Below are 25,055 nucleotides of genomic sequence, written 5' to 3'. Positions count from 1 at the left end.
ATATTTACTTCAACATAATGGCGAGGTCTATCAGTTGTGGGGTGGTGGTGCTACCAATTGTCGAAGCAGCCAGATTGGGTGTGCCGTCTACACTAATGGCGAGTCTTGCTCTTGGTGTCATAATCGTTGTATCACTGTTTAAATCGATGCGATATAAAACGGATGGCCCGGTCATTCCAGACACGGTTGCTAAAGCAAAACCATTGTCTCCACCAGCAATGTCAAAACCATTATCCATACCTAGATTGATTCCTAATGCACCAATTGAATTGAGTACACCATCATTTGGTGGACTTTGTTTCACTAAAAGTTGGTTGCCTTGATCTAAGTTAAATAGTTCTGTACCAATCATTGGGATAGGTGTTTGGAAACTGTTGGTATAGGCTGCTGCACTGACAACCGCATCATCAATACCATTTAAGTCACCATCAGTAATGGTGTCACCTGTATCAACATTGATCCTTAAACTTTGTCCTGTATTACTAATGACACGTAAACGATCAGCAGCAGGGTTAAAGTCAACAGCAAAGCTTGTACCAAGTAGCATTGTGAAAGGATTATCATCACCCGTCGCAGCTTTCAGTGAGGATTGAAGTGTTGCCATACCTGTTTGAGTATTAATGGTATATAGATTTGATTGGTCACTGAGTCCATATAGCATGCCAGATTTATCAGTCGTGGTTTTAAATCGAAAATCGATTCCAATAATTTTTTCTGCAACTTTTAAACCGGTAATATTGGTCTGTTTGACTGAATTTGGTGTGTTCGCCATAAAATGAATCAGCTGGTTGTTGGCACTCAAACCATATGTATGTGCGCCGCTATCGGCAGTACTTGCGAGTGCTAAACCTCGAATACCAGAAGTCTGAAATAGATTTGGCAAGTTTTTGCTTTCAACAACGGCAGCATTTTCTGAGCCGACGGCAGCAACATTGAGGTGGTGGAGTTGATATGTGCCTGCTACTTTAAGGGCGGCATAGCCAACGTTATTAATCGGGTCAATATCAAAACCACCGCCGCCTTCAACATCAACACCTGATGCAAGCATTGCTGAATTGCCTAATGTGCCCGCATTTGCATTTTGTAAATAGATACGATCAGTATTCTGGTCAATACTAAATAATCGTGTTGAAGCTGTACCAGCAAACGCATTGGTATATGCAGCAGCAATAATGGCGACTGATTCACCCCCTAAACTAATGTTGCCATCTGTGATCGTCGCCCCCGTATCAACATTAATTCGCAGATTTTGTCCATCATTGCCGATGACTCGCAAGCGATCCGCTGCTGGATTAAAGTTTACAGTCATCAGGTCAGGATTGCCTGTGATTTTGTCAAATGGTGCATTGCCGTCTGTAGTATCCGCTGGGTCAGCAACTAACTTACTTACCCAAGTCGCACGTCCAGTTTGAGGGTTTAGCGTATAGATATTGCCCATAGTGCCGACGGCATATAATTTTCCATCTTTTGGACGGTGGTCAATGCCAATCAGTTGTTCACCAGATTGCAGATTTGTGATTTTTAAATTAGAAACCAACATTTCAGGTTGATCACGATTGATTGAACCTATCATTCCATTGCTTGTCAGAATCAGCACATCGCCCGTTTTCGTGGGAGAGGGATTGGAATTATTATTTGAGTCATTATTGCAACCCAAAAGGAATAAGCTGCCTAAGACTGCGGTAGTCAGTGATAATATTCTTGTATTCATTTTTTAAATCCTGATTAATATTTTTGTTCATAAAAAGCCTTAAGAAATATTCCTTATTAATTATAAAACTTGGGGCTTCTGTGATTGAGGGACTTACTGTAAATAAAGATTGAGCGCTTTATTTTTAGCTGTTAATTTAAAAAAATTTATTAACTAGAATCAGCATATAAGTGCTGATATTGAAAGTAAATCAATGTTTTTAAGTGGTTTTTTTGTAGTTGGGTTTTGAGTTGTAATTATTCACGCGGACTTCACGGCTGATCAGAAATTTTAATTTTTAGGATGTGGTGATTTATGTGAGTTAGTGTTCTTAGGTATAAAAAAAAGAGAGAATCATGGGATTCTCTCTTTTGCTTGGAAACGATTATGCTTCTACTGTTTGGACTGCGATTTTTTTAGCAGGATCTGCTTTACGTCGAACAGCAGGAACCGGTTCACCACGATATTGGCGGTCAGCGAAATAGCTAGAACGTACCATTGGTGCAGACCAAATATTTCTAAAACCTAATTTACGTCCATGCTCAGCATAACGCTCGAATTCTTCAGGTGTGACAAAACGATCAATTGGTGCATGTTGTTTCGATGGCTGTAAATACTGACCAATCGTGATGTAATCTACGTCATGTGCTCTAAGATCATCCAAAAGGGCAATCACTTCTTCTTCAGTTTCACCAATGCCGACCATCAAACCACATTTGGTTGGAATATCTGGACAATATTCTTTAAACATTTTTAACAGATTTAAAGAATGTTGGTAGTCAGAGCCCGGACGCATGGCTTTATATAAGCGTGGTACGGTTTCAATGTTGTGGTTGAAAACATCAGGCGGGCATTCGGTCATGATGCGAAGTGCAATATCGAGGCGTCCACGGAAGTCTGGAACTAAAATTTCCAACAATGTATTTGGACTAAGTGCGCGTGCTTCTCTGATACAGTCAACAAAATGTTGAGCACCGCCATCAAGTAAATCATCACGGTCCACTGAGGTGATTACGGCATATTTTAAGCCGAGATTCGAGATCGTTTCTGCCATGTGGCGTGGTTCATCCGCATCAAGTGCATTTGGACGACCATGCGCAACATCACAGAAAGGACAGCGACGTGTACAAATATCGCCCATGATCATAAAGGTTGCTGTACCACCACCAAAACACTCTGGCAGGTTGGGGCAAGCAGCTTCTTCACAGACAGTATGCAGTTTTTGCGAACGCAAGGTTGTTTTGATACGTTGAACCTCTTCTGGTGCGGCCATCTTGACGCGAATCCAGTCTGGTTTACGAGGTACTTCAACCGTAGGAATCACTTTTACAGGAATTCTTGCGACTTTTTCGGCGCCACGAAGTTTTAAGCCCTGTTCAGCTTTACGGTGTTCAGACATATCTTTTCTACAACCTTTAACTTGAGATATCTAGACATTATAGTCAAATTTACGAGTGTATAGGACGAAATAGGTATTCATTTTAAAAATGTGTATATATAAAATATATGGTTGAGAAATACATCAATTCAACGCATATTGGTTATCATGTATATAGTAATAAACGTTTAACAGTCAAGGAGCTTTGAATGCCACGTAAGAAAGAGGTCGTTGGTGGGAATATTGTAAAATATGATGCAGTCATTCTCGGTTCTGGCCCAGCTGGTGAAGGCGCGGCAATGAAGCTGGCAAAAGCAGGTAAACGTGTTGCAATAGTGGATGTTCGTGATCAACTCGGCGGTAACTGTGCGCATGTCGGTACTATTCCAAGTAAAGCGTTACGTCAAACAGTTTCAAGTATTATCCGTTATCAACGTGACCCAATGTTTCAAAAAGTAGGTGAGTGGAAACAATTCACCATGAAACAGGTGCTACGTAACGCGCACAAAGTGATTCAGCAACAAGTCGATACGCATACCCGTTTTTATGATCGCAATAAAATCGAAACTTTTCATGGCCGTGCCTATATCCACGATAAAAACACCGTCTTGATTTTCAGTCATGATGGGATTAAAGATACGATCATTTGTAAACAAATCGTGATTGCTACGGGCAGTCGTCCTTATCAACCCCAAGGATTAGATTTTAATCATCCTCGCGTATTTGATTCAGACAAAATTTTAGATTTAGATTATACGATTCAAAAAATTATCATTTATGGTGCGGGTGTTATTGGATGTGAATATGCGTCTATTTTCATTGGATTAGACCATAAAGTTGACCTAATCAATACTCAGCAAAAGTTATTGAGTTATTTGGATGATGAGATTGCTGATGCCTTGTCTTATCATTTGCGTGAACAAGGCGTTTTGATTCGTCATAATGAACAAATTGATCGTTTAGAAACGTTTGACGATCACGTGGTATTGCATTTACTTAGCGGTAAGAAAATCAAAGCTGATGCGATCTTGTGGTGTAATGGTCGTTCAGGCAATACCGATGGTTTAGGTTTAGAAAATGTTGGTTTAGTGCCAAATAGCCGCGGTCAGTTGATGGTTAATGATCAATATCAAACCGAAGTAGAAAATATTTTTGCTGCGGGCGATGTCATTGGTTGGCCATCACTAGCATCCGCTGCCTATGACCAAGGGCGTTGTGCAGGTGCAAATATGGTTGGCGAAAAAAATGTCAAACCAATTAAAGATGTGCCAACTGGAATTTATACCATTCCAGAGATTTCTTCGATTGGAAAAACCGAGCAAGAACTAACGGAAGAAAAAATCCCATATGAAGTAGGACAGGCTTCTTTCCGTCATTTGGCACGTGCCCAAATCACAGGTGATACGGTCGGCGAATTAAAGATTTTATTCCATCGAGATACTTTAGAAGTGCTGGGCATTCACTGCTTTGGTAACAACGCGGCTGAGATTATTCACATTGGGCAGGTGGTGATGCATAGTCCAAACAATACCTTAAAGTATTTTGTAGAAACGACATTTAACTATCCGACGATGGCAGAAGCATATCGTGTTGCTGCCTTGAATGGGATGAATCGTCTATTCTAAGTGTGCTAGACATTGTATGATCTAAATGCCAATCAAATTGATTGGCATTTTGCTATTTTGTATTTGATAAAAGGGTTGCTATGAAAACTCAGAAAAATAATGTACTGGTCTTGATTGTTATTACCTTGCTGATCTTTGCTTATGTTGGTTTAGAGCTTAAGCAAAAGAGCACACAGTTCGAGACATCTTCATCTGTTGAGCAGCGTGTTATTGATGATCAAGCCAAGATCATGCAAGCCTATCAACAACAACGAAGTAAGCTTCAGGTGCGCTCACAAGGAATAGTGAAAGCGATTTTGCCTGATGACAATGATGGCTCAAGACATCAAAGAATGATTTTAGAGTTGGACAATGGTTTGACGGTTTTGATTGCCCATAATATTGATTTGGCACCACGAATAGAGGGATTGCAAAAAGGCGAAACGGTAGAGTTTTATGGGGTGTATGAATATAACAATAAAGGTGGGGTGATCCATTGGACACACCACGACCCAAGAAGAAAACATATTGATGGATGGTTGAAATATAAAGGAAGAATGTATCAGTAACGATCTTCCTTTATGGGTTGCTGTAAAGATATACGCTAAATCAGCTTGTAAGCGCCAATTTTTGACGGGATTTCCATTTAGGTAGGACTTTAGCTAAATAAGCATCCATACACCATACAGGGCCAATCAGGAGGAATTGTAAGTCTTTAAAGAAAGACGGTTTTTTACCTTCCACTTTATGTCCGTAAAATTGACCAATCCAAGCGATGACGAATATGCCGATATAGAAACCGATGCCCACAGGTAAGATAATAATCAGCCATGCCATTACAGCGAGTAAAGCAGCCATTGCAACCGCAAGTACAATATCTAGGCGAGCATAGAAAACCAAAGTCAAAACAAGTAATAGCGCGGTTAATAAGGCACTAAAGTGCGCGAGAATACCAATAATCGAAAAAAGAATTGCTGGAACACATACCCAATGGATTTTTTTATTGGTTTGGTTTTGATGACTTTCACTATATTCATCGAACCATTCGTCGATTGATTTCACAGCGCTCTCCTTGCGATCTTGGTTATTTTTAATTATCTCAATATACCGAAGAAAGTTAGAAGGGTCAAAATATCTGCGGGGTGGTATGGTGTGTTGCCGTGCAAAAATGATAAAAGCCACACTAGGCGGCTTTTATTGATTGTATGACTGACTGTAACTTAAGAGTTAGGCCCGTCTACACGTTCGATGCTCACTTTACCAAGACCTGCATTTGTAAGTCCAATTTGCTTCGCTGCACCATAAGATAAATCAAGTACACGGTTACCATGGAAAGGACCACGATCGTTTACCTTTACCACAACACTTTTACCATTATCACGATTGGTTACACGGATATAGCAGTTTAGTGGAAGGCTACGGTGAGCAGCGGTCATTGCATTCATATCGAATGTTTCACCACTTGCTGTTTTACGGCCATGGAACTGACGACCATACCAAGAAGCAACGCCAGTTTGGCTAAACTTACGAACTGTGTTCGAAGCAACCGCATTAAGCTTTTCAATCACTGAAGGCTCTTCTTCAGGAATGTCAATTTTTGCTGCAATCGTTTGGCGACGTACTTGGTCACCCGAACGCTCAGTGATTGAAAGACTATTTACGTTAGAAAGACGCGAATTAAAATTTTGAGAATCTTTACTTAGAACACGAGCGGCTAAGTTAGATCCATCCACATCATTACTCAATGATGAAGATTGTACCATTTCTGCATGTAACGGGCTTAAACTTAAGCCGGCTGTCAGCGCTAGAATATATTTTAGCGAAAACTGCATTGTATAAACTCCTAGAGAACATGCTTTTCTACTTCAATCAAACAGTCTGAAATATAGTGCACATGTCTAATTATTCACTTTTGCAATTTGCAATTTGGGGGCAGTTGTAACCACTTAAAGAGTTTGAACAGCCCGAACACTTGGGATGGATAATATTCATCGGCTATGAAGTGTGTCTAGTCATTAAAGATAAATAGCAACAAAAAGAACAAAAACACACAGTTTTTGATTAAAAAATGAACAATATTGTAACCAAATATGAAAATAGCTCAAAAATCATACTTTTTTAATAATAAAATTATTGACTTTTTAGTGTTGCTGAAAAAGCTAGTCTATCGACTAGCTACTTCAGTGCCTAATAACCATACAGCAGTCGCATACATACGGCTTCTGTTGTAGGTGGTAATGACTTGGAAATTTGGATAAGTGATGTAATAGATCGGACCAGAACGATCTTGTAATTCAATGACATTTACAAGGTCTAAATCATCAATTTTTACCAAAGGGTTAACAGGTGATATACCCAATCGTTTGAGTTCACCGTAAGGTCTAGGTAAGGTCAAATCTTTCGCAATCACGCTTTCTGGATCATTGCCTAAATAACGAGCAGGGAAGCCAATTGGTCGATCTCGTTCCCAACCATGTTTAGCTAAATAGTTCGCAATTGATCCAATTGCATCAACAGCCGAATTTCTAAGATCAATATGACCATTACCATCGTAATCTACACCGAGTTTTTGAATATTGCTCGGCATGAACTGTGGATAGCCAATTGCACCTGCATAAGAACCAACAATACTATTGGTTGGATAGCCTTCTTTATATGTCCATGCAATTAGTGCTGCCAGTTCATCACTAAAGTAATCTGCACGACGAGGGTAGCCAAATGCAAGTGTTGCTAAGGCATCGCGGGAGACGAAAGAGCCTTTATTTGCGCCGTAGCCTGTTTCTACCCCTAAAACACCGAGGATAACTGCTTTAGGTACACCAAATTGCTGTTCTGCGCGGTTTAGAGTATCTTCGTATTGATTTTTAAAACGGATACCGCGTTGAATCGTGCCTTCAACCAAAAACATTGAACGATAATCATACCAAGGTTTACTTTCACCTGGACGCGTCATAATATTTAGAATGTTAGGAATATTACGCGCACCACTCATGGCAGTATCGATTTGTTCACCGCTCAAATTATATGTTGTCATCGCTTTTTGTTTAAAAGCCATATAATTTGGATGAGTGTAAAATTCGTTCGCGTATGCCCAATTACAGCTTAAAAATAAACTGGCACTTAAGCTAAGAAATTTAACTGTTTTATTTAAAGTTATATGCAACATATGTTTATAAAATTCCTCGTTATCGATGCGTATGGATGGACATAACCAGTCCAAAAGTAGACATCAGCGTTATAATTGCAGTTCCGCCATAACTCATGAACGGTAACGGCACACCTACTACGGGTAAAATACCACTGACCATGCCAGCATTTACAAATACATAAACAAAAAATGACAAACCAAATGCGCCAGCGATCAAACGGCCATAATTATGGAAGCTTTGTAACCCAATTTGGAATGTTCTAAAAATAATCGCGAAATATAAAAGAATAAGTAGTATTACGCCAATCAAACCAAATTCTTCTGAATATGCGGCAATAATAAAGTCGGTATGACCCTCAGGAAGAAAATGTAGATGAGCTTGCGTGCCTTCTAAGAAGCCTTTTCCAGAGAACCCACCAGAACCAATTGCTGTTTTGGATTGGATAATATTCCAACCTGTACCTAAGGCATCCGCTTCAGGATTTAAAAGTGTGAGTACACGTTGACGTTGGTAACCATGCAATAAAAATGTCCATGCGATCGGAATAATAATGGCGACTGCACCAGCGGCAGCAGCGATCAGCTTCCAAGATAAACCACTTAAAAAGAGTACAAAGATACCACTTGCAATAACCAGTAATGAAGTGCCTAAGTCGGGTTGTTCTGCGATCAATAAAAAAGGAATAAGAATCAGAACTAATGACAGTATGACTTGAGAAAAACTTGGGGGTAGTGCTTTGCGTGACAAGAACCACGCAATCATCATCGGCATGCCGACTTTCATAAACTCGCTGGGTTGCACACTACCAAAGCCCGGAATATCAATCCATCGCTGCGCACCCATACGCACTTCACCAAAAACCATAACCGCAATCAGTGACAACACGCCAAAAATGTAAAAGTAGGGCGAAAATGCCTGATAGACTTTTGGGGGGATTTGAGCCAAGCCCAACATGACGCCAAAACCGATGCCAAAACTTATTGCTTGTCTCGTAACTAAGCCAACATTCTGAGCGGAAGCACTATATAAAATAGTCAATCCAAGTATGGCATTTAAGATCAAGAACAGACAAAGCCATGGATCAATGTGTAATTGTTGCCAACGAGAAAGCTGCGTGGCTGTACTTAATCCATCGCGGGGTGCTTGACGTAAAAATTTATATTGTGAGCTTGGGGACATGTGATTCTAAATCAGGTAAAGCTAAGCTTCGAGAATGCTAACATAAACGTGAGCAAGACCAAAGCAACGCTTTGGTTGAAGCGCAAGAGACAATCAAAATTTAGAAAATGTGACATTTATAAGTTTTAGTTTACGATAAAAAAACGGCCATTTTGAAATGACCGTTTTTTATCAGCAAAAGCTTATTTTTGTACTAACAATTGATCAAAGTGTTTAGCGAATACTGCAAGCTCAGCTTGGCTTAGACTTGGAATTAATTTCTTAATTACAATATGAACCGCAGTCTCTACACCGCTGGTTGCAACGCTTGCAGCACCACGTTTAAGCATCCCTAAACCTAGCGTCTTATTGTACTCAGTCATAAAATGATGAATCAACGCATCAGCAAACGATTTAAACTGTTTGGTGAGCGCATCACGTTGTTCCTTGCCATTACCAGCTTCGACTTCCGCAAAACTCTTTTTCATATCAGCAACAAGACTATCAGGCAGTACAGTACCAATACGTTGTTTACCTTCGTTGTCGATAAACAAACTTTTTTCCATAAAGTTCAATGACTCTAATACTTGGTCATTTGATGTTTTACCGAGTAGTTGTTTCATCAAAGACGAAACAATGCTACGAATTTTTTGAGCAAGTTCTTCAGTGGTATCTCGTTTGTCACTTGGTGGAAACTGTTGAACCAAATGAACCAACATGGTGTCAATTAACTCATCAGTAAGCTGTAGAGATATTTTGTCACGTAAAGGGTATTGTGGTTCTTTACTGTCACGATTGGCTTGTGCAAGTTGAATATCCTGACTCAAGCTTGCTGAAGGAAGAATACCGAAATAACTGGTCATTGAAGAACGTCCTCTATATCAAATTTATTCGTTTTATTGTCGTGCCAAGCGAATTGGCTCGGGCATCCATGACAAATCTGAAACTCGACATGGATTAATATCCAATCCTCCACGACGAGTATAAGTTGCATAGACCATCAACTTTTCTGGTTTAAGCAATTGCCAAATATCCGCAAATATTTGTTCTACGCATTGCTCATGAAAACCATTATGCTGACGGTACGAGATAATATAAGCTAATATGCTGCGATAACAAGGTCTTTTGCCTTTAAAACGGATAAAAACAGTCCCCCAATCTGGCTGTCCAGTCACAGGACAATTACTTCTAAGAAGATGTGAGTAAAGCTCAATTTCTATATTATCTTGTGTCGTCATATCGTGCTGCAACAAAGTTGCATCGGGGTGCTCAGACAAACGCTCAGGGATAAGGTCATCAATACAAATACCCGTGGGTTGAGTAATCTTCAGATCATCCACTTGAAACAATTCAAGTTTAAGCGTTGCGCCAGCAGCTTTTGATAAATCTTGCTCAACAGTCTCAATAAATACCTGTCTAGACGCAAATTGAGTGAAGTTCAAACTATTAAAATAAAGCTTGAGTGATTTTGATTCGATCAGATTTGGCGAGCTTGCAGGCAAGGTAAGACGGCCAATCGCAACTTGGGGTAATCCATGAGGATTTAACCAAGAAATTTCAAACACATGCCACCAGTCTTTGCCCTGAGTAATCCCATCAATATGTGCATATTGTTGGCGGGATTCAGCGCGAGCGATTGGAAATAAAACGTCTGGCTGATATTGAGTTGGGTATTGGGTGTCTTTACCCAACAAAGAATGTTCTACACTCATTCACGCATTCCTGAACCACGAGCTAATAAATGATATGCAATTGCATAAAGGACAACACAGCATAAGGTCACAACGATTAATGAAAGTGAAACATTCACGTCACTATGCCCTAAAATGCCAAAACGGAAAGCATTGACCATATATACAATTGGGTTAATTAAAGATAAGTTTTGCCAAAAAGGACTTAATGCACTAATGGCATAGAACACGCCGCCTAAGTAGGTCAGCGGTGTCAATACAAAGGTCGGGATAATTGAAATATCATCAAATGACTTGGCATATACAGCGTTGATTAAACCACCAAGTGAAAACAATAACGAAGTAATGATGACCGTATAAATAGTCACAAAGAAATTATGAATTTCTAGATGTGCAAAGAACAAGCTCATGATCGTCACAATTAAGCCAACCAATACACCACGAGAAACGCCGCCAATCACATAACCCCACAGGATCAGATGTAGAGGTACAGGACTCATAATCAATTCTTCAATGCTTTTTTGAAATTTGGCACTAAAGAAACTTGAGGATACATTGGCATAGCTGTTGGTGATGACTGCCATCATGATTAGACCAGGGATAATGAACTGCATATAGCTAAAGCCGCCCATTTCACCAATACGTGAGCCGACTAAGTTGCCAAAAATCACAAAGTACAAACTCATGGTGATCGCAGGGGGCAATAAGGTTTGTGGCCAGATCCGCATAAAACGGCGAATTTCTTTAACAACTAAAGTCCAAAGCGCGGTTTGTAATTGACTAAAGTTCATTGATCCGCTCCTGCAAGATTCTTCTCAACCATTTTTACGAATAATTCTTCTAAGCGGTTCGATTTATTTCGCATACTACTGACGTGGATATTCTGTGACTGTAACAATAAGAATAAATCATTCATGTTATGTGCTTTATCCATCGTTACTTCTAAAGTCACAGGATCAATTAAATTAAAGGTGAAACCGATAATATTAAAATCAATCGAATTGATCGGTTCTACCAGATCACAAATGAACGATTCTTCATTCATTTGATTCAGGAAACCTTTCATCGAGGTATCTTCTTTTATGACGCCACGATCGATGATCGCTATACGACGGCATAGCATTTCAGCTTCTTCAAGATAGTGGGTCGTCAGAATGATTGATGTTCCATTTTCATTCATTTCAGTCAGGAAATCCCACATTGAGCGACGTAATTCAATATCGACACCCGCCGTTGGTTCATCCAGAATCAGCAACTTAGGTTCATGCATCATGGCACGTGCAATCATCAAGCGGCGTTTCATACCACCAGAGAGCATACGAGATTGAATGTTTCGTTTGTTCCATAAGCCAAGTTTTTCTAAATATAATTCGGCACGTTGTTCCGCCAGTTTTTTGGGAATACCGTAATAACCTGCTTGGGTCACTAAAATATCAAAGGTTTTTTCAAACTGACCAAAATTGAATTCTTGAGGAACAACACCCAGACATTGCTTGGCATGTGAAGGGTGGGTATCTAAGTTATGCCCAAAAATCTCAACTGAACCCGATGTTTTTTTGGTTAAAGAGCTAATGATACTAATCGTCGTCGATTTACCTGCACCATTAGGTCCTAATAATGCATAAAATTCACCTTCAGGCACGGTCAAATTAATACCTTTTAACGCCTGAAAACCATTACGATAAGTTTTGGACAAATCGCTCAACACCAAAGCATCAGTCATGAACGTCTCACGTTGTTAAATAGAATGAGTATTCTGAGCGATATGGAAAAATAAACCAAGTGGAAAAGTGGTTTATCATGTTCTATATATGGAACAGAGTAGCAAAGAGCATGGCAACTAGTGTTGATTATTAGCATTGTACGAGGCACAGCGAGTAATAAATTTGGTTTGGCGATTGATTTTTACTTACTCAATGCCAATTCATAAATTTAACCTAGCTTTTCCTATTGAAACAAAATATGCTCGTAGAAAACATGGGAATTTTTTATGAAAAAGTTTTTATTATACGGGGCTTTGCTTGCTTTAGTTGGGTGTACATCAATTCAAGAAAACAAGAATGATACCTTAGAGGCAATATCAGATCCATTGGATGAACTTTTATATAATCAGAAAATTATCGATGCTAACTATAAGTTTTATAACCTGAAAGACTATCAAACGGATCCGGTTCTTCTCAAAGCAGTAAATAATTATTATAAAGATCTTCCCAGAGAAGTAAGTATTGGGCATAGCATAGATTCAGTTGATTTTAGTCGTAATCATTTTTTTATTAGACATTCGATTGATACGAAAATATATAGAGGACCAATAAAAATAGACAATCGACAATTATTAAAAAAGATTCTTGTTGAAGAGCAATGCAAGGGTTTATTTGCACATAGTAAAGCAATAAAAAAGAAAGGAGGTATGGGCATTACTCAAACCTATTATTTTGTAAAAGAAAAATTTAGGGTGGTGATGGATATGAACACTCTAGAGTGTAAAAATTAAAGAGTCGCACGAGTTTTTAATGACCTCATTTTTATCAATAATTAAAAATAATCCACCACCATCTATCAACTTAGTAATTGAGTTGGCTGAATTTTCTTGTGGTAACTGATCTTTGATTTAATGCGACTATCAGTAAGGCTAACGACTTGTTTTGAAATTTACGGTAACTTTTTTAAGTGATTAAGCACTTACCGCAACTGATGCGGTAATTATTGAGAGAGCATGAGAAGAATTGATAATAAACTTGATCGAAGAATATTTGTTTTGCAATGTTTTTTAGATGATTTGAGAAGGGATGAAAAGTAATTATGGTGCGCTCAGCGGGACTCGAACCCACGCCACAGGCTTCGGAGACCTGTACTCTATCCAGTTGAGCTATGAGCGCATGTGTGCCACATCATAGGCAAAAAATACTTATAGGTAAATATATACCTTTAAACAAAGATGCTTCTTGATTATTAAAACAACGATTTTAGTATTATTTAGAAATACTCATCCCGATATGTTCTATAAATGCCGCACCGAGTAATTAATCAATTTCAATGTTTGATTCAACTGATTTGGTGCAATGCGAGATTCCTGTAGAGACGTAATCCATTGCATCTGACAAAGTTTGAGTTGAGATATAGTCTTGCTCTTTTGTATCTGCTGAATCAATGGTTTTGCCATTAAACCGCAATAGGTGGTTAGTGTTTGAATCATGACTTGCTGAACTTCAACAAAAGAAAGTTTTTCTAACGCAAGTACCTCTTCAATATTTTGATTGTTCGTCGCTGTTGTTGTCTCTACGCTTTGTGTCGGCATAGAGTGCGTTAAATTATTTGCTTTATGATTTTCTATGTATAAATCTTCTTGGACTCTCATTTTTGTAGTCGATGAAGTTTGCTCAGCTAACAAGCCCATGTCTATTAATTGTTGAACAAGCTCAGTTGGGGCAATTTTCTTCTTATAGTCATGATCAAGCATTTGGAAATCTTCATGATCAATCAGCAGTAATAAACGACGTTGGCGCGCATTTAAAGCAATATTACGTTGTTGTAAGGCTGTTTGTCCCAGCTCAGTTTTAAAAAAATGTGACATATGTTCGTCTTGCCCCCAGCCAAAAATTTGATAGGGGCTAAGATACGGTGCAATAATGACATTTATGTTAATAATTTATTAAATATCATTGGGTTGATATTTTATTTAATCAGTTTCGTCTCTAAAGCCTTACGTAAATAAATATCTAAATCATCTTGGCGCAGTAACCATTGAATATAGTCAGCTGGTAAGTCTTGGATGGCTGTACCTTTATGTTTACCAAAAGTGATCGTTTTAGGAATACGTGCTTCTTCTGAGGCAAGATAAAGTTGTTCAATATTCTGAATATCCAACTGATGAATAATATGCATCAAAATATTGGCTGTTAAGATGATATCAGCATCAGCACGATGCGCACCTTTTAACATGTCTCGCGCTTTATCGCTGCCTTTAGAGATCAAATAAATTAAGGCTGAAATATTGTACGCTTCAGCATCTTCCCATACTCGACGTGCAAGCGCTAAGGTACAAATCGGTTTTAATTTTGAGATATCCACGCCACATTTGGCGATGGCTGTCACATCATAATCAACATTATGACCAATGATATAAGTGGTTTGTTCTGGCAGTTGGAACGTCGTGTAAAACGGTCGATCAATTAAATCTGATTCTAAAATATGATGCACCGCCATTGCGGCAAAGGAAATCGGTTGACCGACTTGATAAAGCTGATCAAAAATTTTCTTTTTATCTAAGCTTAATTTTCCATTTTCTATTTCGATGGGTGCATAAGCGATTTCAATCGGCAAACCATTTAGTGTATGTGTTTCAGTATCTAAGATAATGGCTTGCATGATGTTAAACCTACGACGAATTTAGAATTTTATTATCTTACAAGAAATTCTATAAAAGCGGTGTGAATGATCGCTTGAGTCTTTTGATTTTTTTAGAAATTGAATGGATGTTGCATAAATAAAAGTCAAAAAATAGAATGAATGATAAAAAAGTACTTGAAACAATTTTGTAATAGGCGTAATTCTTGTTGCTGTAATTGCCTTAGAGTAATCATTCCTAAGGATAAAATCATAAAAAATAGTTAAGGAAAAACGAAATGCACATGAAGTTATTAACGGTTGCGATGCTGAGTACGAGCTTATTACTTACAGCTTGCGGCGGCGGTGACGATAATGGGACGACGATATTTGTTCCAAAACCTGAAATTCCTGAAAATAATATAAAAGATCCTGTTGCAGGTATCCCTGAACCTTATACGAAGTCAGACTTTAGTGCCGTTGCTTCTGAAAGTTTAATTCTGACGTATAAGATGTTGGGCGTGAATGGTAAAGAAACATTAGCAACCAGTTTGTTGTTTGTACCTGGTGGACCAATGCCAGCAACAGGCTGGAAGATTGTTGCTTGGGCACACGGCACGACTGGGGTTGCTGATCAATGTGCGCCGAGTCGAAATGCAACAAATGACTATATAAAGGGTATGATCAGTCAATTACTTGCCGCTGGTTATGTCGTTGTTGCACCTGACTATGAAGGGCTGGGTGAGCCAAGTGGTCGAGAACTACATCCATTTTTAAATGTGAAAAGCGAGGCATATTCAATCACTGATGCAGTCGTTGCTGCTCGTGCTTATTTATCAGGGCAAGGTAAACTTACTTCACGTCAATGGATGACAGTCGGGCATTCTCAGGGAGGTCATGCCGCTTTAGGAGCTGCACAATACGCGAGTCGTGCCAAACTTGATTATAAAGGAACGATTGCGGTTGCACCTGCATCGAACCTTGCAGCGATCCTAGCTTTAGGGGAGCAATCTGTTGAAAATGCACCTGTAAATCAACAAATTCCAGTGTATGCACAACTGGACACCTTTACAGCACTCATTACCGCGGGTTTGCGCAATCAAGAACCTACTTTTGGTTATTCAAATATTTTTAAATCGCCAACTGATCTAATTGCGAGTAGAGCAGAACAAGATTGTGGAGATGTACTAGGAGATAAGTTTGGTGCTGCTATGCAGGAGCATTTAAAAAGCAATGTTGATTTAACAAACTATCCACGAACTCAAATGAATTTTATGACTATTCCTTTGGTTAAATCGTTCTTAGAAAAGGATTCTCAACCAGCTCAAGTAAAACTAAATCAACCTGTGATTATTTATCAGGGCGGGAAGGATGCGACCGTTCCGAAAGCAGCCACCGATTTATTGGTATTGACCGCAAACAATAAGGGTTCAAGCATTCAATATTTCACTAACGCTGAATGGGATCACGGCACAGCTTATGCTCTTAATATCAATAATATTGTGAATGATGTTAAAGCGACTATGCCAGCTCAATAAATAACGAGGAAGTAAGCCCAGCCATTTTATCTTCATGTGGTTGGGCTTTAAAACCGTATTCATTTTTAATCCTTACCTTTTTCTTTCCTGCCTCCCTTATCTTGAACACCTTGATCTGATAAAACCGCCGTTGCAATCTTCCAAATTTGTACTTTGAGTTTTTCAAACGAAACATGAATGAAATTCACGAAGAATTAAATAAATATCGATCTGTGAAACAGTAAACTTCATGCTATAATTCGCACCAATCTTTAGCACGGCTTAAAAGCCCTACTTTATAGGACCCTCCGCTAATGTTTGCCAATATTTCTATTGCTGAATTTGATCCAGAAATTGCTCAAGCGATTGCTTCTGAAGGCGTACGCCAAGAAGCTCATATTGAGTTAATTGCATCTGAAAACTATTGCTCTCAAGCTGTGATGGAAGCACAGGGATCAAAACTTACTAACAAATATGCAGAAGGCTATCCTGGCAAACGCTATTATGGCGGTTGTGAATATGTGGACGTGATCGAACAACTTGCAATTGATCGTGCAAAAGAATTGTTCGGTGCTGATTATGCAAACGTTCAACCACATGCGGGTTCTCAAGCGAACTCTGCCGTTTATTTAGCGCTTCTTAATCCAGGCGATACAGTATTGGGTATGAGCTTGGCGCATGGCGGTCACTTGACGCATGGTGCTAAAGTTAGCTTTTCTGGTAAAACCTATAATGCGATTCAGTATGGTTTAAATACTGAAACAGGCGAAATCGACTATGAAGAAGTCGAGCGCTTAGCCCTAGAGCACAAACCACGTATGATCGTGGCAGGTTTCTCTGCTTATAGCCAAATCGTTGATTGGCAACGTTTCCGTGACATCGCTGACAAAGTCGGTGCTTACCTATTTGTTGATATGGCGCATGTTGCTGGTTTAGTTGCTGCGGGTGTTTATCCAAACCCTGTGCAAATTGCTGACGTAACAACCACAACAACGCATAAAACCCTCCGTGGTCCGCGTTCTGGTTTAATCCTTGCGAAAGCAAATGAAGAAATTGAGAAAAAACTTCAATCTGCTGTTTTCCCAGGTAACCAAGGTGGTCCTTTGATGCATGCGATTGCTGCTAAAGCAATTTGTTTCAAAGAAGCGATGTCAGAAGAGTTTAAAACTTACCAACAACAAGTTGTTAAGAATGCTCAAGCGATGGCTGAAGTCTTCATTTCACGTGGTTATGATGTTGTTTCTGGCGGTACAGAAAACCATTTATTCTTGTTGTCATTGATTAAACAAGAAGATGTAACTGGTAAAGATGCAGATGCTTGGTTAGGTGCTGCTCATATCACAGTAAACAAAAATGCTGTGCCGAATGATCCACGCTCTCCATTCGTTACTTCTGGTATTCGTATTGGTACGCCTGCGGTGACGACACGTGGTTTCGGTGAAGCTGAAGTGCGTGAACTTGCTGGTTGGATCGCTGACATTATTGATAGCAAAGGTGATGAGAAAGTCATCGCTGATGTTAAAGCTAAAGTTGAAACTGTTTGTGCAAAATTCCCAGTATATGCAAACTAATTTGTATATCTAAAAAAGCGCCGTAAGGCGCTTTTTTATTGTCTAATCAAATTGATGAGAGGATGGTTTTTACATGGCAATCATATTTTTTATCTACTCATGTAGGATTAATTTCTAGTAGCGAATAATAAAGCACCCGAAGGTGCTTTATTTGAATCAATGACGATGATGTTTTTTCTTTTTCTTCCATTTTTTCTTTTGGTTTTGGCGACTGTCATAATAACGATCTTGACCAACTTGACGACCTAATGCTGCACCACCAGCGGCACCAGCAGCAGCGCCGATATAACCACCTGTAGTTCCGCCGACATTTTTACCAACAGCATAACCACCAACACCACCTAAACCACCACCAATGGCAGCTTCTGTACGGGTACGTTTGTTACTTGCAGCAGCAGCGCCACCCGCACCACCTACAGCAGAGCCAATCAAAGCACCATTATGGCCGCCAACTTCTTTACCAATAGCCGTACCTACCACACTACCTAGCGCTGATGTTGCAGCGACACGAGTGGCATTGTCAGCATGAGCAGCAGTGACCAAAGAAGATGTTGCGAAAATCGCACTACATAACCAAACGTTTAATTTCATTTTTGACTCCATGTCCTGAGTAAATTGGACATCATTTCTAATGGGTGCAAATGTAACAAGAGTTGAGTGAGAAATTGTGGAGAGGTCAGTCTGAAGTATTGCGGTTTAGTGTCTGGATTGTAGCGTTTTGTTGCGAAACAAAAGTTATTATATAAAAAATCATGATAAAACAATTGGTTGTGATTTTGTGGTGAAAGAAGTTTTATGCTCTAAAACTTCTTTATATTTATTTAAGGGTCTGCTGACATTTCACAGACCTTAGTCTTGATCATTTTGTTGTGATGAAGATTCTTCGCGCTGTGGTTGACGCGTATCAAGTCCTGTTTGTAGACGTAAATAGTTCAAATCACGAATATTCTTTTGTGTCGCCACCACACCAAACAAGCTGAGTAGAAATGACATGATGTAAAAACCTTTTTCACTCATGGTGATGTCAGCATTCCATAAACTAATCAGCAACAGTACAATACATACAGCCATAGATGCCCAGCATAAAGCATAGTAGATCGCTGTCACGGGAATCTCTTCTAATTGGTCTCGAACTGTTTTTTGTAATGACGCGGCAGAAAATAAGCCATAAAGTAAAATCACAAAGTAATAACCTTTTTCATGCAGTGGCATATCGGCATTCCACAATCCGATAATGAAACCAACGCCTCCTGTGAGTAATGCGACCCAACTTGCCGCAATAAACGCAGAGGTAGGGCGGTTAATAAAATTATTCATCGTTTTATCCTATTGTTTTATCTTTGTATTTACTCTTTTAGACTTTTTTATATATGAGATCGGCAATTAGAACAAGTCATGAAAACCAAAGCTGAACAATTTGTGATGAAATGATGATGGAATCGTAAGTTACGGGGCTTCTCTATGTCTTTTAATCAGTAGAATCTGTAAACTATGCGCAATTTTTTGATTTTGCTTATGCCTTATCATTTTGATAAGCGCTGAGCCTTTAGATTTTGAGATATTTCGCCCATGAAAGCATCACTCCGTTTAAGACTAGATCAACTTTGTGATCGTCATGAAGAGCTGACTGCATTGCTTGCTGATGTAGAAGTGATATCAGACAATAAACGTTTCCGTAAACTGTCTCGTGAACATAGTGATTTATCAGAAATTACCGAAGTTTGGGGTAAATATCGTCAAGCTGAAGAAGATATTGAAACCGCAGAAATGATGAAGTCTGATCCAGATTTCAAAGATATGGCAGAAGAAGAGATTAAAGCCAATAAGGCGCTTTTGGCTGAATTAGAAGAACAACTCAATGTTCTGATGATTCCTAAAGATCCAAATGACGCCAATTCAGCATATCTAGAGGTTCGTGCTGGTACAGGTGGGGATGAAGCCGCGATCTTCTCGGGTGATTTGTTCCGTATGTATAGTAAATTTGCTGAAACACAAGGCTGGCGTATTGAAGTGCTTTCAGAAAATGAAGGTGAGCATGGCGGCTATAAAGAAGTGATTTGCCGTATCGATGGTGATGGCGTATATGGGCGTTTGAAGTTTGAAAGTGGTGCACATCGTGTACAACGTGTTCCTGCAACCGAATCTCAAGGTCGTGTGCACACTTCAGCGTGTACAGTTGCCATTCTGCCAGAAGTCGATGTCGATACCACAGTTGAAATCAATGCTTCAGATTTGCGTATTGATACATACCGTGCATCAGGTGCAGGTGGTCAGCATATTAACAAAACTGACTCTGCTGTGCGTATTACCCATATTCCGTCGGGTGTCGTGGTTGAGTGCCAAGAGGAGCGCTCTCAACATAAGAACAAAGCCAAAGCGATGGCACTACTGGTATCTCGATTGGAAAATGCAAAACGCCAAGCACAAGAAACAGCAACCTCTGAAATGCGTCGTGATTTAGTTGGATCGGGTGATCGTTCAGAACGTATCCGTACCTATAACTATTCACAAGGTCGTATGACAGATCACCGTATCAATCTGACTTTATATAAGTTGGATGCGATTATGGAGGGTGATTTGACAGAATTACTAGATAGTTTACATCGTGAATATCAAGCAGATCAGTTAGCTATGCTGGCGCAGGAAAATGGCGGCTAATGAATATTGCTCAAGCTTTAGAGATGAATGGCGAAATTGATAGCTATGAACGTCAAGAAGCAGCATGGCTACTTGAACATCTTTTAGGTGTCAGTGCTTTAGAATTAAAACTAAGACTTGAGCAAGAATTGACTGAAATTCAAGAGCAAACTTACCTCGCGGGGCTTGCTCGAATTTCACAGGGTGAACCACTCGCGTATGTCATCGGTTCACAACCATTTTGGACTTTAGATTTAAAAGTGACACATGACACTTTAGTTCCTCGTCCAGATACTGAAATACTCATTGAAACAGTTTTAAGACTGCGGCTTACTCCAGATACCAACATGGTCGATTTAGGCACGGGGACGGGTGCAATTGCTTTAGCACTTGCGAGCGAACGTCCGCTGTGGCAGGTGACTGCAACCGATATTTATCAACCGACATTAGATGTTGCTAAAGAAAATGCGGTTCGACATGGCTTAACTCAAGTTAAATTTGCTTGTGGGGCTTGGTTCGATGCTCTAGACGCGCAAAAGTTTGATTTAATTGTATCAAATCCGCCGTATATTGATCCTGATGATGTGCATATGCAAAAGCTCAAGTCAGAACCTGAACGTGCATTAGTTGCGGATCAGCATGGGCTTGCAGATATTGAAACCATCATTTCTCAAGGGAAAAGTTGGCTCAAGGCTAAAGGATGGATTGTCCTTGAACATGGTTATGATCAAGGACAAGCAGTACGTGAAATCTTTGAACAGTACGGTTTTAGCGAAATCGAAACGATCAAAGATTATGGTGGTAATGATCGGGTCAGCTTAGGACAAAAGCTGTCTTAATCTTCGATATATTGCTGAACGGCTTTGGCTAAACCTTGCTCGCCTTGTTGTTCTAAACCAGCAACAACGCCTAAAGCATCAATTTTCTCACGATTTTGACTAAGCTTGAATTTACCGGTAATTTTTTCAATTTGGATCTCAATTCCAATAATCCCTTTCAACTCTTCGGCAATATATTCGCTTGGTGCATCTGACATTTTCCAAGGTTTGGCTTGTTTGGCCTCATGCGTACGGGTGAGTTTTGCCAGAATTCCCCGCAAAGACTTTTCATCATGTAAAAAGTTAATCTTTCCTTTGATATGCACAACTTGATAATTCCATGTCGGTACATGTTGATGATGTTGCTGCTTGGTTGGATACCAGTTAGGCGAGATATAACCTTGTTCTCCCTGAAAAATAACGAGGACGTCTGTGTTATTCTCAATTTGTGTATGTAGAGGGTTGCCCTTGGCGATATGTGCGATTAAAAAAGCAGTATCACTTTCTTTGTCGAGTAATAACTTAAACGGCAAATGATTGGCTTCTACACCTTCAGCACTATGACTAATCAACGTTGCAAAAGGATAGTCTTGAATGAGTGCGTATAACTTCTCAAGATCTTTTTCCACAAAAATTTCAGGTAAGAACATCATTAAACTCCATTTACGACTCTAAATGACCGAGAAAATTTTGTTTACTCGGAGATGATTTCCTATAACTACCGGGACTTACGCCACTCCATTTTTTAAATGCGCGGTGAAAGGCACTGGGGTCATGGAAATTAAGATCATCGCTGATGCTTTGAATTGAATCATTAGTTTTACTTAATCTTTCAATCGCAATATCACAACGAATATCATTTTTAAGCTGTTGATAACTGACACCTTCTTGTTTTAGACGTCTTTGAATTGTTGCAGTCGACATATTCAACTGTTGCGCAAAATCTTTCAGCTCAGCCCACTGAGAAGGCGCTTGTACGAGCAGTTGACGACGAATTTGTAAACTTAAAGAATTTTCATTCTTAAAACGTACAATCAAATTGTACGGTGTATGTTTTAGAAAATCCTTTAAGGCATTTTTATCTTTCTTAATTTTATGTTTGAGATAATGAGCGTCAAATTCAATTCTGTTTTGTTCAGCATTAAATTGAATATTTTCACAAAAACGGACACGATAGTCCTGTATTTCTACAGGCTGATGACATTTAAATGTCATTTTGTGAAAGTTAATGCGTTGATCACTTAACCAACACATTAAACTATGCACTAACATTAAGAATGTGGAGTAAGTGAACATGCGTTTAGGTTGTTCACGATCATGTAATATTAAATACGCTTTATCGCCTTGTTGAATAAGTTCAGCTTGAATATCATCAAGCACTAGCGCTAAAAATCTCAGAATTTCCTTAATCGCTTGCTCTAATGTTTCGGTATTAAATGCCAGTTTGGCCAATAATTTATAACTTCCTCGGCGCATTGGATGCGTATCCATTCCCAAGAATTCGTCATTCATGCTTTCAGCAAGTTCTACCCATAATTGTGCACACTGTGTGACAGGAATACGGGCTTTCGTTGATGTTAATAACTCAGATGAAATGCCAGCGCGATTGGCAATCTGTACAATATTCAAACCACGACTTGCAGCGACGCTCACTGCTTCACGAATCAGTGCATTAGAAATTGTATCTTTAGTGGAATGAAGATCAAGACTTGGGTTTAGGCTCATATGCGACAGAAACAATAGGAGGGTAAATCGGTTGAATGCTCAAAAGTTGCATCACATTTGTTACTTTTTGGAATTGTATCGGAAAAAAGTTGTCTTTACTCTCTGTTATAAAAATATATCACTTTAATTTGATAGGAAAAGTAAATGAAAATTCAAGGAAAGCACTTTGTTATTACAGGTGGTGGTTCAGGTCTAGGTGCTGCAACTGCTGAGTATCTCGTTGAAAAGGGTGCTTCTGTTACCTTGGTGGATATGAATGCCGAAGTTGGAGAACAACAAGCGCAGGCTTTGGGTGAAAAAGCGCAGTTTGTAAAACTAGATGTCACTGATGAACAGGCAGCAGAGCAATTTTTTAAAACTGTGCTGGAAAAACATGGCAGTTTGCATGGTTTAGTGAACTGCGCAGGGATTGGGCCATCGGCAAAAGTAATCGGAAAAGAAGGGGTACATGATCTCGCTATGTTCTCAAAAGTTTTGCATATCAATGTCACAGGGACCTTTAATATGCTTCGCTTTGCAGCAGATGCGATGAGTAAAAATACCGTCGAGGACGGTGACGAAGATCTCGGCGTGATTGTGAATACAGCTTCGGTTGCTGCTTTTGATGGTCAAATTGGTCAGGCTGCTTATTCGGCATCTAAAGGGGCTGTGGTGGCGATGACCTTACCACTTGCGCGTGAATTGGCACGTCATGCGATTCGCGTGATGACTGTGGCACCAGGCATTATGGAAACGCCAATGCTCAAAGGCTTACCACAAAATGTCCAAGATGCGTTAGGGCAAATGGTGCCTTATCCATCACGTTTGGGTCGTCCTGAAGAATTTGCGCGCTTAGTGGTTCATATTGCTGAGAACTCATATCTCAATGGTGAAGTGATTCGCTTAGATGGCGCGATTCGTATGGCTGCGAAGTAACTGAATAGATCTGAAAAGTGCAGTCAAATAGCACTGTACTTTTCAACTTTTTGATCGTTTTAATGTATCCGTTTGTAGCCTATTTTGACGCATGCATGATTTACTTATATATTGATAATGAAAACTATTATCAAATTGGATTTAAATAATGCGATATCTGAACAAAGGTTTATTGGCTTTGGTTGTGTGTTCGAGCTTGAGTATGTCTGCTTTTGCAGATTTCACACAAGCACCGTTACCCTACAAAAGTAATGCTTTAGAGCCTGCCATTGATCAGCAAACGATGGAAATTCACTATGGTAAACATCACAAAGCATATGTCGATAATTTAAATGCTCAGATCAAGACGTATCCTGAACTGGATAAATTAAGTGTAGAGCAAATCCAACAACAGATTTCTAAATACAACGCAGCCGTTCGTAATAATGGTGGTGGGCATTTTAACCATGCTTTCTTTTGGGAGAGCTTAGCGCCAACCAATAAAACAGGGAAGGCAAATGCCAAGTTATTAAAGCAAATTAATCAAGATTTTGGTTCATTCAAAGCTTTTCAAGAACAATTTAATCAAGCAGCGACCAGTCGTTTTGGCTCAGGTTGGGCATGGTTAATTGTCAATCAACAAGGTAAATTAGAAGTTACTTCAACCCCAAACCAAGATAATCCATTGATGGACATTGCTGAGAAGAAAGGTCAACCTTTGCTTGGTTTAGATGTTTGGGAACATGCGTATTATTTGAAATATCAAAACCGTAGAGCAGATTATACCAACGCCTTTTGGAGCGTCGTGAATTGGAATAAAGTCAATGAACGCTATGCGAAAGCTGTAAAATAGGTTTTACATACATCCATATGTTCAAGTGTGAATAGATGATTGGA

At 39.4% G+C, this 25,055-nt stretch carries 25 protein-coding genes and 1 tRNA gene; 9 read left to right on the top strand and 17 right to left on the bottom strand.

Annotated elements, in window-relative coordinates; all coding sequences use genetic code 11:
* Nucleotides 1-4: 4 nt before the first annotated feature.
* Together MMO38_RS07550 and lipA are read right to left on the bottom strand one after the other, a co-directional pair.
* Nucleotides 5-1,711, bottom strand: coding sequence for a DUF4394 domain-containing protein (locus MMO38_RS07550; protein WP_241323133.1), 1,707 nt, complete (start codon nucleotides 1,709-1,711; stop codon nucleotides 5-7).
* Between the two features lie 364 nt (nucleotides 1,712-2,075).
* On the bottom strand, nucleotides 2,076-3,089 hold the full coding sequence (gene lipA, locus MMO38_RS07545) for a lipoyl synthase (RefSeq protein ID WP_004670670.1): 1,014 nt from the start codon (nucleotides 3,087-3,089) through the stop codon (nucleotides 2,076-2,078).
* Between the two features lie 188 nt (nucleotides 3,090-3,277).
* Between lipA and sthA the strand changes: the two genes are divergently transcribed.
* Nucleotides 3,278-4,693 carry a Si-specific NAD(P)(+) transhydrogenase gene (gene sthA, locus MMO38_RS07540; protein ID WP_241323132.1) on the top strand — a complete coding sequence of 472 codons (1,416 nt, stop codon included), beginning with the start codon at nucleotides 3,278-3,280 and terminating at the stop codon, nucleotides 4,691-4,693.
* An 80-nt stretch (nucleotides 4,694-4,773) separates the two neighbouring features.
* Entirely contained in the window at nucleotides 4,774-5,241 is a 468-nt protein-coding gene (locus tag MMO38_RS07535) for a DUF3465 domain-containing protein (protein WP_241323131.1), read from the top strand.
* A gap of 40 nt (nucleotides 5,242-5,281) precedes the next feature.
* Here the strand turns inward: MMO38_RS07535 and MMO38_RS07530 are convergent, their stop codons facing one another.
* From MMO38_RS07530 to MMO38_RS07495, 8 genes are all read right to left on the bottom strand, one after another.
* Entirely contained in the window at nucleotides 5,282-5,734 is a 453-nt protein-coding gene (locus MMO38_RS07530; RefSeq protein ID WP_004670673.1) for an Mpo1-like protein, read from the bottom strand.
* Nucleotides 5,735-5,892: 158 nt separating this feature from the next.
* Nucleotides 5,893-6,504 carry a septal ring lytic transglycosylase RlpA family protein gene (locus MMO38_RS07525; protein WP_004670674.1) on the bottom strand — a complete coding sequence of 204 codons (612 nt, stop codon included), beginning with the start codon at nucleotides 6,502-6,504 and terminating at the stop codon, nucleotides 5,893-5,895.
* A 332-nt stretch (nucleotides 6,505-6,836) separates the two neighbouring features.
* A complete protein-coding gene (mltB, locus tag MMO38_RS07520; RefSeq protein WP_005197461.1) occupies nucleotides 6,837-7,838 on the bottom strand; it encodes a lytic murein transglycosylase B in 1,002 nt (333 codons plus the stop codon).
* 19 nt (nucleotides 7,839-7,857) lie between these two features.
* Nucleotides 7,858-9,000 carry a rod shape-determining protein RodA gene (gene rodA / locus MMO38_RS07515; RefSeq protein WP_004670676.1) on the bottom strand — a complete coding sequence of 381 codons (1,143 nt, stop codon included), beginning with the start codon at nucleotides 8,998-9,000 and terminating at the stop codon, nucleotides 7,858-7,860.
* A 182-nt stretch (nucleotides 9,001-9,182) separates the two neighbouring features.
* Nucleotides 9,183-9,842: a hypothetical protein gene (locus MMO38_RS07510; RefSeq protein ID WP_004670677.1), complete on the bottom strand. Its 660-nt coding sequence runs from the start codon at nucleotides 9,840-9,842 to the stop codon at nucleotides 9,183-9,185.
* 33 nt (nucleotides 9,843-9,875) lie between these two features.
* On the bottom strand, nucleotides 9,876-10,691 hold the full coding sequence (gene queF / locus MMO38_RS07505; RefSeq protein ID WP_241323130.1) for an NADPH-dependent 7-cyano-7-deazaguanine reductase QueF: 816 nt from the start codon (nucleotides 10,689-10,691) through the stop codon (nucleotides 9,876-9,878).
* Nucleotides 10,688-11,461, bottom strand: coding sequence for an ABC transporter permease (locus MMO38_RS07500; protein ID WP_241323129.1), 774 nt, complete (start codon nucleotides 11,459-11,461; stop codon nucleotides 10,688-10,690). The genes queF and MMO38_RS07500 overlap by 4 nt, the downstream gene beginning before the upstream one ends.
* Complete coding sequence (locus MMO38_RS07495; protein WP_241323128.1) at nucleotides 11,458-12,393, bottom strand: ABC transporter ATP-binding protein; 936 nt, start codon at nucleotides 12,391-12,393, stop codon at nucleotides 11,458-11,460. The genes MMO38_RS07500 and MMO38_RS07495 overlap by 4 nt, the downstream gene beginning before the upstream one ends.
* 267 nt (nucleotides 12,394-12,660) lie before the next feature.
* Between MMO38_RS07495 and MMO38_RS07490 the strand changes: the two genes are divergently transcribed.
* Entirely contained in the window at nucleotides 12,661-13,164 is a 504-nt protein-coding gene (locus tag MMO38_RS07490) for a hypothetical protein (protein ID WP_241323127.1), read from the top strand.
* 309 nt (nucleotides 13,165-13,473) lie between these two features.
* Here the strand turns inward: MMO38_RS07490 and MMO38_RS07485 are convergent.
* From MMO38_RS07485 to MMO38_RS07475, 3 genes are all read right to left on the bottom strand, one after another.
* A tRNA-Arg gene (locus MMO38_RS07485) sits at nucleotides 13,474-13,549 on the bottom strand.
* Between the two features lie 122 nt (nucleotides 13,550-13,671).
* The gene (locus tag MMO38_RS07480) at nucleotides 13,672-14,244 is read right to left on the bottom strand and encodes a hypothetical protein (RefSeq protein WP_241323126.1); all 573 of its coding nucleotides are present in this window, start codon (nucleotides 14,242-14,244) and stop codon (nucleotides 13,672-13,674) included.
* Between the two features lie 101 nt (nucleotides 14,245-14,345).
* Nucleotides 14,346-15,038: a DUF3820 family protein gene (locus MMO38_RS07475; RefSeq protein ID WP_241323125.1), complete on the bottom strand. Its 693-nt coding sequence runs from the start codon at nucleotides 15,036-15,038 to the stop codon at nucleotides 14,346-14,348.
* Nucleotides 15,039-15,295: 257 nt separating this feature from the next.
* Here MMO38_RS07475 and MMO38_RS07470 point away from each other — a divergent pair, with 257 nt between their 5' ends.
* Nucleotides 15,296-16,534 carry an alpha/beta fold hydrolase gene (locus MMO38_RS07470; RefSeq protein ID WP_241323124.1) on the top strand — a complete coding sequence of 413 codons (1,239 nt, stop codon included), beginning with the start codon at nucleotides 15,296-15,298 and terminating at the stop codon, nucleotides 16,532-16,534.
* Between the two features lie 293 nt (nucleotides 16,535-16,827).
* Entirely contained in the window at nucleotides 16,828-18,084 is a 1,257-nt protein-coding gene (gene glyA / locus MMO38_RS07465) for a serine hydroxymethyltransferase (protein WP_004670686.1), read from the top strand.
* Nucleotides 18,085-18,240: 156 nt separating this feature from the next.
* Here the strand turns inward: glyA and MMO38_RS07460 are convergent, their stop codons facing one another.
* Together MMO38_RS07460 and yiaA are read right to left on the bottom strand one after the other, a co-directional pair.
* Complete coding sequence (locus tag MMO38_RS07460) at nucleotides 18,241-18,675, bottom strand: glycine zipper domain-containing protein (RefSeq protein WP_241323123.1); 435 nt, start codon at nucleotides 18,673-18,675, stop codon at nucleotides 18,241-18,243.
* Between the two features lie 258 nt (nucleotides 18,676-18,933).
* Nucleotides 18,934-19,401, bottom strand: coding sequence for an inner membrane protein YiaA (gene yiaA, locus MMO38_RS07455; protein WP_241323122.1), 468 nt, complete (start codon nucleotides 19,399-19,401; stop codon nucleotides 18,934-18,936).
* 252 nt (nucleotides 19,402-19,653) lie between these two features.
* Between yiaA and prfA the strand changes: the two genes are divergently transcribed.
* Together prfA and prmC are read left to right on the top strand one after the other, a co-directional pair.
* On the top strand, nucleotides 19,654-20,742 hold the full coding sequence (prfA, locus tag MMO38_RS07450; protein WP_004670689.1) for a peptide chain release factor 1: 1,089 nt from the start codon (nucleotides 19,654-19,656) through the stop codon (nucleotides 20,740-20,742).
* On the top strand, nucleotides 20,742-21,560 hold the full coding sequence (gene prmC / locus MMO38_RS07445; protein WP_241323121.1) for a peptide chain release factor N(5)-glutamine methyltransferase: 819 nt from the start codon (nucleotides 20,742-20,744) through the stop codon (nucleotides 21,558-21,560). The genes prfA and prmC overlap by 1 nt, the downstream gene beginning before the upstream one ends.
* On the opposite strand, the gene MMO38_RS07440 is transcribed toward prmC, so the two are convergent.
* On the bottom strand, nucleotides 21,557-22,189 hold the full coding sequence (locus MMO38_RS07440) for an FMN-binding negative transcriptional regulator (protein ID WP_241323120.1): 633 nt from the start codon (nucleotides 22,187-22,189) through the stop codon (nucleotides 21,557-21,559). The genes prmC and MMO38_RS07440 overlap by 4 nt on opposite strands.
* A gap of 13 nt (nucleotides 22,190-22,202) precedes the next feature.
* Nucleotides 22,203-23,264, bottom strand: coding sequence for an AraC family transcriptional regulator (locus MMO38_RS07435; RefSeq protein WP_241323119.1), 1,062 nt, complete (start codon nucleotides 23,262-23,264; stop codon nucleotides 22,203-22,205).
* A 144-nt stretch (nucleotides 23,265-23,408) separates the two neighbouring features.
* Between MMO38_RS07435 and MMO38_RS07430 the strand changes: the two genes are divergently transcribed.
* Together MMO38_RS07430 and MMO38_RS07425 are read left to right on the top strand one after the other, a co-directional pair.
* The gene (locus tag MMO38_RS07430) at nucleotides 23,409-24,179 is read left to right on the top strand and encodes a 3-hydroxyacyl-CoA dehydrogenase (RefSeq protein WP_241323118.1); all 771 of its coding nucleotides are present in this window, start codon (nucleotides 23,409-23,411) and stop codon (nucleotides 24,177-24,179) included.
* A 148-nt stretch (nucleotides 24,180-24,327) separates the two neighbouring features.
* Nucleotides 24,328-25,011, top strand: coding sequence for a superoxide dismutase (locus MMO38_RS07425; protein WP_277602816.1), 684 nt, complete (start codon nucleotides 24,328-24,330; stop codon nucleotides 25,009-25,011).
* Nucleotides 25,012-25,055 lie beyond the last annotated feature (44 nt).

It is taken from the genome of Acinetobacter sp. NIPH 1852, assembly GCF_022549455.1.
Taxonomy (GTDB): domain Bacteria; phylum Pseudomonadota; class Gammaproteobacteria; order Pseudomonadales; family Moraxellaceae; genus Acinetobacter.
This window is presented reverse-complemented; position numbering and strand designations above follow the sequence as displayed.